Source organism: Cellvibrio sp., from assembly GCF_053579595.1.
Genome location: NZ_JBRFPI010000185.1, coordinates 1 through 8,693 on the forward strand (window position 1 = coordinate 1; position 8,693 = coordinate 8,693).

The window sequence follows — 8,693 nt, forward strand, 5'->3', positions numbered from 1 at the left end:
ATGTTGCGTCGGTAGTTATGGATGATGTGACGGGGGAGGTAATAGTGAGATTAAACTTTGCTACTGTTGGCGGTTTTACATCAGGAGCGGATACGTTAGTTTATATTCCATACGTCAGGACAAACACTGGGACGATTGTTCAACTAGGGGCTGCGTTGGCTGCAGGTCAAACAGGTGTTATCGACTGGGGTTGCGCCTCAACAACAAATCAGGTGTCTGCTGCTCGTGGGCTCCCGCAAGTTACTGCAGGGACATTACCAGCGCGATTTGCGCCCAGTGAGTGTCGATAATTTGCATCAGGGGGGATTGGTGTTTTGCTGTGTCCCCTTAAATTATTACCTCAGATGGATTGTCGAGTTTGGTTTTTATATGCTTTCCAAAACCCTCATCGACAAATCCACCGCCCGACAATGCTTCGTCAACGCACCAATAGAAATAAAATCCACCCCGGTTTCTGCCGTCGGAATTAATGTTTGCTCATTAATATTTCCCGATGCTTCCAGCTTTGCGCGCCCCGCATTAATCGCGACTGCTGTTTTCATATCATCAATACTGAAATTATCCAGCATGATGATATCCGCATTCGCTGCCAGTGCTTGATCTAACTCGGCAAAATTTTCCACTTCAACTTCAACGGGTTTGCCAGGAGCAATAGCCCTTGCAGTAGCAACTGCTTGGGTAATTCCACCACAGGCAGCGATGTGATTCTCTTTGATCAAGAACGCGTCATACAAACCAATACGATGATTATGGCAGCCGCCGCAGGCAACTGCATATTTTTGTGCGGTGCGCAGGCCTGGAATGGTTTTGCGGGTATCGAGCAGTTTCACGCCGGTGTGGGCGACTTGATCCGAGTATTGTTTGCTGATGGTTGCGGTGCCGGAGAGTGTTTGTACAAAATTCAAGGCCGCGCGTTCGCCGGTGAGCAGGCTGCGGGCGCTGCCTTTTAAGGTAAATAACAGGCTATTGGCTGCTGCGTTTTGGCCGTCTTCTATATGCCATATGATTTGGACTTGCGGATCCAGCTGGCGGAATACTTCTTCTACCCAAGCTTTGCCGCAAAAAATACAGTTTTCACGTGTGATGATGTTTGCTTCGGCCGTTTGCTCTGCGGGAATTAATTGGGCGGTGATATCGCCTGAGCCTATGTCTTCGGCTAGGGCCAACGTTACGCTTTTGGCTATATCTTCTGCTAAGTGAGGTAAATTCTTGCTATATATAGGATTCATATTGTATGTCGAATAATTGAACACTGTGAGGTTGAAAATCGGCGGTTTTGGCGTCGCACTCTTCGGCTAATTCCAAAATCTACTTAGAAAACCATAAGATGACGCATTGGTTATAGCCTTTTGTGATATGTCTCTCGATCTTATCATTTGCCTACTTGATGTGTCTTTCCCTTAGTTATACTTCAATTACGCAAGTTTTTACTAATGGTAATCCGCCATGTCCGAACATATGAAATCTGACCCCAAAAAGGTTGTTCACTTAAATGTAGAGCGCAATTCCGCTGCCAATTCGCAAGTGGCACTTGCTCGTTTGCCTGCCGCTATGCACACCCTGCGTGATAAGGCGCGGCAGCAGCTGCAACTATTTCTACGTGAGTTGTTCGATAAAGTAGATGATGCCATGTTCGAGTTGGCCGACAAAGCGAACAACAACCACGATCAAAATATCTTCTTTGATTCCATGCGCGAGGTGCGCATCCGTCGTCGTGCGATGGAGACTTCTTTCTTCCGCAGCATTGATATCAGTTTTGCGCAGTTGCTTGATCCAAGCGCTTATCGCGATGAAACGAAAGGGAGCGAAAAATCGGTCTCGTTGGATGATTTGTCATTGGTTAAAAATGATGAATTAGAAGAGATGGTTGCGGTTGATGGCATGGTCAACAAAGCCAATGAACAATTTGCCGAGCCCATTCAACATTTGACCCTGCGCATTGATCATCTGGTTCCCACCAAGGTTTATCAAAAGAACAACCCTCTGGGTGTTGATGTAATTTGCAACGCATTTACCGATGCAACTAAAGCGTTAAATGTCGATGTAAAAGCCAAGTTGGTATTGTTCAAGTTGTTCGACAATATTGTGATGACCAAGCTGGGCAAGCTCTTTGATGTGCTTAACCAAACTTTGATTGATGCCAATATTTTGCCCTCATTGAAACAAGATGTGCGCGTTAAAAAGCCGTCAGCTAACCCAACTGTTGATCACTATGGCCAAGGCATCAGTGCCCAGTATGGTTTGGGTGTGCAAAAAGCGGGCGGCGAGACAGGCGGATTGGCGCAAGGCTATGACGATCAAACCAATCAGGTCTTGCATCAATTGCGCGATCTGCTGGGTGCCAATCGCAGTGCGCCGCGTGTGCAACTACCCGGTGAAGAAATTACTACTCAGGACTTGATCAAAATCCTGTCGCTGGCTCAACAGCAAAATACAGTTAATGCTCCCGTTACCAGCGGAGCGCCAGCTAGCTTACGCAATTTACTGAGTGATTTACTGCGTAATGAGACCCAAACTGCTGCCGCGATTAATCAAGTTGATGATGATGTCATTAACTTGGTAAGTATGATGTTCGAATTTATTTTGGATGACCGCAACCTCGCGGCGCCAATGAAAGCCTTGATTGGCCGTTTACAAATTCCGATGGTTAAAGTGGCGATTGCCGATAAAACTTTCTTTAGTAAAGGTGGCCACCCGGCGCGTCGTTTGCTGAATGAAATGGCAATGGCTTGTTTAGGATGGCAGGAATCCAGCGACGAAAACCAACGCAAAGACAGTCTCTTTAATAAAATGGAAGAAACTGTACGTTCGATCCTGACTGATTTTGATACCGACATGAGTATCTTTGAGCGATTGCTGGTGGATTTCCGCTCATTCCTCGATAAAGAAAAGCGCCGCGCACAAATACTTGAGCAGCGCACCATTGACGCAGAAGATGGCAAGGCTAAATCCGAACGCGCACGCGCGCAGGTTGATGCAGAATTAAATCGCATTTGTGCCGGTAAAGAGTTGCCTTTGGCGGTCACCAAATTACTGCGCGAAGCCTGGGCGAATGTGATGTTTATTACCTCGCTCAAACAAGGCGTGGAAAGTGACGAGTGGCGTAATTGCTCTGCAACAGCACAGCAGCTCGTTTGGAGTGTTACGGCGGCAATGGATAAGGATAATCGCCAACGTTTATTAAAGTTGGTGCCTGAGCTGTTGCAAAAATTGCGTACTGGTTTGGAAAGTATTTCGTTCAGTCCGTTTGAAACTACCAATTTGTTTAAACAGCTTGAAGGTGTTCATTTGGCGCGATTACGCGGCGAAGTAAAACCTGCGGTTGAGCCTGCGCCATTAGTGTCCGCAGCAGATTTGGCAGCCAAGGCCAATGAAATGGCGGCGAAGAATGCCAATATGAAGGCGGCCATGGTGGAAGCGCAAATGCGCGCCCAGCAAGCAGCGAATGCTGCAACGCAAGCTGACAAGGTACAAAATTCAGTACCCGCGACAGTTATTGAGAATGTAGTGGAAGTTGTCGAGGCTGCACATCAACCTGTAGTCGCAGCAGCAGAAGTCACGCCAGCTGCCCAAGCGGTAATTGAACCGGTAGCTGAAACTGTAGTTGACGTTGTTGCGGTGGCAGAAGTTGCAACAGCTGCAGAAGCAGATCAACTTTTTGTGGTAGAAGAAACCATCAGCGAAAGTGTTCAGGCTGACCCGCAACATTTAGCCTTGGTCAATAATATTACCCAGGGCACCTGGTTTGAAATGCAAGGCGAGGCTGGTGAGAAATATCGCTGCCGTTTGGCTGCCATTATTCGCTCGGTAGGTAAATATATCTTTGTAAACCGCTCAGGTATGAAAGTCGCAGAAGAAAGCCGTGAAAGCCTGGCAGTTGCACTGCAGACCAAACGCCTGACAATTTTAGATGACGGTATGTTGTTTGACCGTGCACTGGAAGCAGTAATTGGTACTTTGCGTGAGCAGCGCAGCTTAAGTTAGTTTTCTCCTCAGATGTTTAACCCGGCCTTGCGCCGGGTTTTTTTATTGGGAGCGACGAAAAGTTAAATGGCTGCCAAAACTACCAATGTTTGTCCTGCCTGCACGCGTGCGCCATCTGTTTTTAAAAGATGGGTTACTTTGCCCGCGCTACTTGCCGTTATATTGATTTCCATTTTCATTGATTCCAGAATCAATAACACATCTCCTGCTTTCACTGTTTGCCCCACTTGTACCTGGGTTTGCCAAACGCTACCGGAGACTGAGCTGTCTACACGAATGGCATCGTCTGGCAATTCAGCTTCTTCATTTTCTTCCGCAATTTCTTCTTGTACATAATTGAATTGTCCATTGGCATGCCAGCGCGCCAGCTCTTCTTCAAATGCCTGCTCACGTTGCGCAGTAAAGGTGGCGATGGAGTCCTGATTGGCGGCAATAAATTCCTGGTACTCACTCAAACTGAAATTGCTTTCTTCAATTTTGATGGAATAGCGACCCTGCGGGAAATCGCGTCGGATTTTTTGCAGCTCATCAGTGCTGACTTCGTAAAAACGGATTTGATCGAAGAAATTTAATAGCCAAGGCTGCTTGAATTCTTTGGTTTGGCGATAGCGATTCCACATTTGCAATGTGCGGCCGACAAATTGATAGCCACCTGGGCCTTCCATCCCGTAAACGCATAAATAAGAGCCGCCAATACCGACAGAGTTTTCTGCCGTCCAGGTGCGCGCTGGATTGTATTTGGTCGTCACCAAACGATGGCGTGGATCAACTGGCGTGGCGACTGGTGCTCCCAAATACACATCGCCTAAACCCATTACCAAATAAGCGGCGCTGAAGAGAATATTTTTTACATCGGCGATGGAATCCAAACCATTAATCCGGCGAATAAATTCCAGATTGCTTGGGCACCAGGGCGCATTGGCACGCACTGACTGCATATATTTTTGAATGGCCAATTGGCAGGCTTCATCGTCCCAGCTCAATGGAATATGCACTATGCGAGAGGGCACACTTAATTGTGCAAGTTGCAGAATTAATTCACGCTCGCCTCGTTCAAGATGCGCGAGCAAACTTGCGAGTGATAATTGCTGGCTGTCATAGTGTACTTGTAGTGAACGAATTCCCGGCGTCAGTTCGCGTAGGCCAGGCAATGTATTTTGTTGTAACCACTGCATCAGCGCATGGGCACGAAAGCGCAATTTAATATCCAGTTCCAGCGCACCGTATTCGACCAATAAAAAATGATCACCCGCAGCGCGGTACACAATATTTTCACCAAACTCGGCAGCGGCCAAGGTTTTCACAATGGGTGATGTTAATTCGCTTTCACTCCAAGTGTGCGCAATGTTTTCCAGCGTTCGTAACGATTGGTTTTGTGTTTTTTCAATCGCTACTGCATCGTCAATCGATACGGGTAGAAAGCGAATTTTGTCGCCCGCCCGCACTTGCCCCAGTTTCCATAAATCGGCGCTGATAACGGTTGCCGGGCAAACAAAACCGCCGAGTGATGGACCGTCTGGTCCGAGAATCACGGGCATATCGCCAGTAAAATCCACGGTGCCGAAAGCGTAAGCATTATCGTGAATATTGGAGGGGTGCATTCCCGCTTCGCCGCCGGAGCTGCGTGCCCATTCCGGTTTTGGGCCAATCAAGCGAACACCGGTGCGACTTGAGTTGTAGTGCACTTCCCAGTCGGTGTTAAAAAATGTGCTTATGTCATTGGGGGTAAAAAAATCCGGCGCGCCGTGAGGGCCGTAGATAACACGCATTTGCCAGAGATTATTAATCTGCGGTTTTAATTCGTCACTGAAAGTGGCTGTATCGATTGCTGCATTGCAGCTATTTGCATCCAGTGCGAGCACATCGCCAGCACGCAATGCGCGGCCATTGTGGCCGCCGAATTGGCCGAGTGTGAATGTGGATTTTGAATTCAAATAATCCGGGCATTGTATCCCGCCAGCAATGGCTAAATAGGTGCGCGCGCCTTTATCGGTGATACGACCAAGCTGCAGTTGTTGTCCGGCAGCGACTGAAATAATTTTGTAAAGTGGAATGGCATTGCCATCGAGCTTTGCATCAATCGCTGCGCCGGTGAGAATAATTTTTGCGGCACAACCAAATTTTAATGTTGGGCCTTGCAGGGTAATTTCCAAGCCCGCTGCTGCTTCGTCGTTATTGAGTAAGCGATTGCCTAGGCGGAATGAGTAGCTATCAAAGGGGCCGGAGGTGGGCACGCCTACATGCCAATAACCTGAGCGACCCGGATAATCCTGAATTGTGGTTTGGGTTCCACCTTGAATAACATCGATGCGCGCAGGTTGGTACACAAATGTATTTAAATAGCGTGTGGTCATTCGCCCCTCTAGCAAGGTTGGATCTTGCAAGAGTGTGCGCAAATAACCGATATTGGTTTCGATACCGTAGAGATAGGTGTTCGTCAAAGCGTTGGATAAGTTTTTCAGTGCTTGTTCGCGATCAGCGCCGCGCACGATAATTTTGGCAAGCATTGGATCAAAAAATGCAGGGACTTCAATACCGCTTTCAATCCAGTGATCGATGCGCAGATCGTTTTGTAACTCAGGGAATTGTACTTTACTGAGCAAACCCGCGCAGGGTTGGAAATTCAGCGCGGGGTCTTCCGCATAAACGCGTACTTGAATGGCGTGGCCTTTGGGTGCAAGCTGATCGCGCAGGGTTTTAATATCGCCGAGATCCCCCGCTGCCTGGCGCAGCATCCACTCCACTAAATCCACACCGTAAACTTCTTCAGTAACACCGTGCTCTACTTGCAGGCGTGTGTTGACTTCAAGGAAGTAAAATTTTTCGTCGATGGAATCGTAGATAAATTCAACCGTACCCGCATTGCGATAGCTGACAGATGCTAATAACTGCTCCGCGGTTTGTTGCATAGCTTTGCGTTGTGATTCGGGTAAATTTGGAGCGGGGCATTCTTCTACCACTTTTTGATTGCGCCTTTGGCTGGAGCAGTCGCGCTCGCCGATGGCAACGGCGGTGCCTTTGCCATTGCCAAATACTTGTACTTCAATATGGCGAGCAGCGGCAATAAACTTTTCCAGAAACACACCATCATCGGCAAAGTTATTTTTGCCCAAGCGTTTTACTGAATCAAAAGCGGCGATGAGTTCGGCTTCGCTATTGCACAATTGCATGCCAATACCGCCGCCACCGGCGGTACTTTTAAGCATTATTGGGTAACCAATATTTGCTGCAGCAGCTATTGCCTCGTCGAGGTCTTTTAATAAATCAGTGCCGGGGCAGAGGGGTACATTGGCGGCCTGTGCCAATTCGCGTGCTTTATGCTTTAAACCAAAGGTAATCATTTGTTCCGCAGTAGGGCCGATAAACACTAAACCTGCTGCTTCGCACTCCGCAACAAAGCTGGAGTTTTCGCTTAGAAAACCGTAGCCGGGGTGAATCGCCTGTGCACCGGTTTGCTGTGCAATCGCGAGAATTTTTTTGCGATCAAGATAGGTTTGTGCGGCCGCACCTTCGCCTAAAGAAAACGATTCGTCGGCAATGCGCACGTGTAATGAGTCTGCATCAGATTCGGCATATACAGCGACAGATTTAATATTGAGTTTTTTTAAGGTGCGGATAATACGAGTGGCGATAGCACCGCGATTGGCGATAAGAACTTTGGCAAACATATTCTGCTCCGGCAGGCCGTCCTGCTGGGATTAATACGACAATGGTCGTCCATTGAAGGCGAATTTTTGAGGATTAAATAAAAATTTAATTAATTCCAAACGATAACTTCAATCGGAGTTGGGTTGTAACCATTGCACGGATTATTTAATTGTGGGCAATTGGAGATCAGCATGACGATATCCATTTTTGCTTTCAGCTCAACATATTTTCCCGGTGCAGAAATACCGTCCTCAAAAGTAAGTCCGCCATCGGTGGTTACTGGCACATTCATAAAGAAATTAATGTTATGGGTTATATCGTGTTTGCTAATGCCAAATTCGGGATGTTCCGCAATGGCGAGCATCCAGCTGTCGCGACAGGCGTGCATGCAACGCTTTTCCAAACTGTAGCGAACGGTATTGCTTTCTGTTGCGCAGGCACCACCGAGGGTGTCGTGTCGGCCGCAGGTGTCGGCAACAATTTCCAGCAACTCGCGATTGGCATTAGACATTAATTTAGTGCCCGCCGTTAAATACAAATTACCCTGATTACGAATAGTATCCATAGCGCTATATCGCTCGCTGGGGTCTTGGGCGTTATAAAACAAAACATCAGCTGCCTGGTTACCTTTTAAATCGACAATGCGAAAAGTTTGTCCCTGCTTTATTTCGCCGAGAAAATAATCGCCAGCGGGAACGTAATGTGTAGAGAACGCCGTTTCAGGATGTAGGTTACTTTGAATATGTGACATGCGAGCCTCAGCTATTTCACAGCTAAATAATACAATGCATTGTTTTGAAATCCGCGTTGGTTTTCCTCGCGGAAGTTTTTGCAATAATCATCATCGGTGATTGGATCTGCTTCCCCTAATTCAATTTCCACGGAAGTAAACGGATAGCTTTCGGATTGATTTAATGGATGTGGACAGGCATGCATAATCACCAGCGTATCCATTTCAAAGCGCAAGGTGACGCTATTACCGGCAGATTGGTTTTTAGTGTCGAGCCGGATATTGCCATGATCGTCTGCAATGACTTTGCTAAACCAGTTGATATTGGACG

At 47.4% G+C, this 8,693-nt stretch carries 5 protein-coding genes and 1 pseudogene; 2 read left to right on the forward strand and 4 right to left on the reverse strand.

From position 1 onward, the window contains the following. Positions 1 to 290 (forward strand): annotated as a pseudogene (locus tag ACWA6V_RS12375) (hypothetical protein); the annotation flags it as partial. A 75-nt stretch (positions 291 to 365) separates the two neighbouring features. Here ACWA6V_RS12375 and nadC read toward each other — a convergent pair. Beyond that, positions 366 to 1,229 (reverse strand): carboxylating nicotinate-nucleotide diphosphorylase, encoded by an 864-nt coding sequence (gene nadC / locus ACWA6V_RS12380; RefSeq protein WP_449522778.1) that lies wholly within the window; start codon positions 1,227 to 1,229, stop codon positions 366 to 368. 217 nt (positions 1,230 to 1,446) lie between these two features. Here nadC and ACWA6V_RS12385 point away from each other — a divergent pair, with 217 nt between their 5' ends. Further along, on the forward strand, positions 1,447 to 3,984 hold the full coding sequence (locus tag ACWA6V_RS12385; RefSeq protein WP_449522779.1) for a DUF1631 domain-containing protein: 2,538 nt from the start codon (positions 1,447 to 1,449) through the stop codon (positions 3,982 to 3,984). A 62-nt stretch (positions 3,985 to 4,046) separates the two neighbouring features. On the opposite strand, the gene uca is transcribed toward ACWA6V_RS12385, so the two are convergent. From uca to ACWA6V_RS12400, 3 genes are all read right to left on the reverse strand, one after another. Next, the gene (gene uca, locus ACWA6V_RS12390; RefSeq protein WP_449522780.1) at positions 4,047 to 7,652 is read right to left on the reverse strand and encodes an urea carboxylase; all 3,606 of its coding nucleotides are present in this window, start codon (positions 7,650 to 7,652) and stop codon (positions 4,047 to 4,049) included. 89 nt (positions 7,653 to 7,741) lie between these two features. Then, positions 7,742 to 8,383 (reverse strand): urea amidolyase associated protein UAAP2, encoded by a 642-nt coding sequence (locus ACWA6V_RS12395; RefSeq protein WP_449522781.1) that lies wholly within the window; start codon positions 8,381 to 8,383, stop codon positions 7,742 to 7,744. An 11-nt stretch (positions 8,384 to 8,394) separates the two neighbouring features. Beyond that, the coding region (locus ACWA6V_RS12400; RefSeq protein ID WP_449522782.1) for a DUF1989 domain-containing protein at positions 8,395 to 8,693 on the reverse strand (299 nt) is incomplete at its 5' end.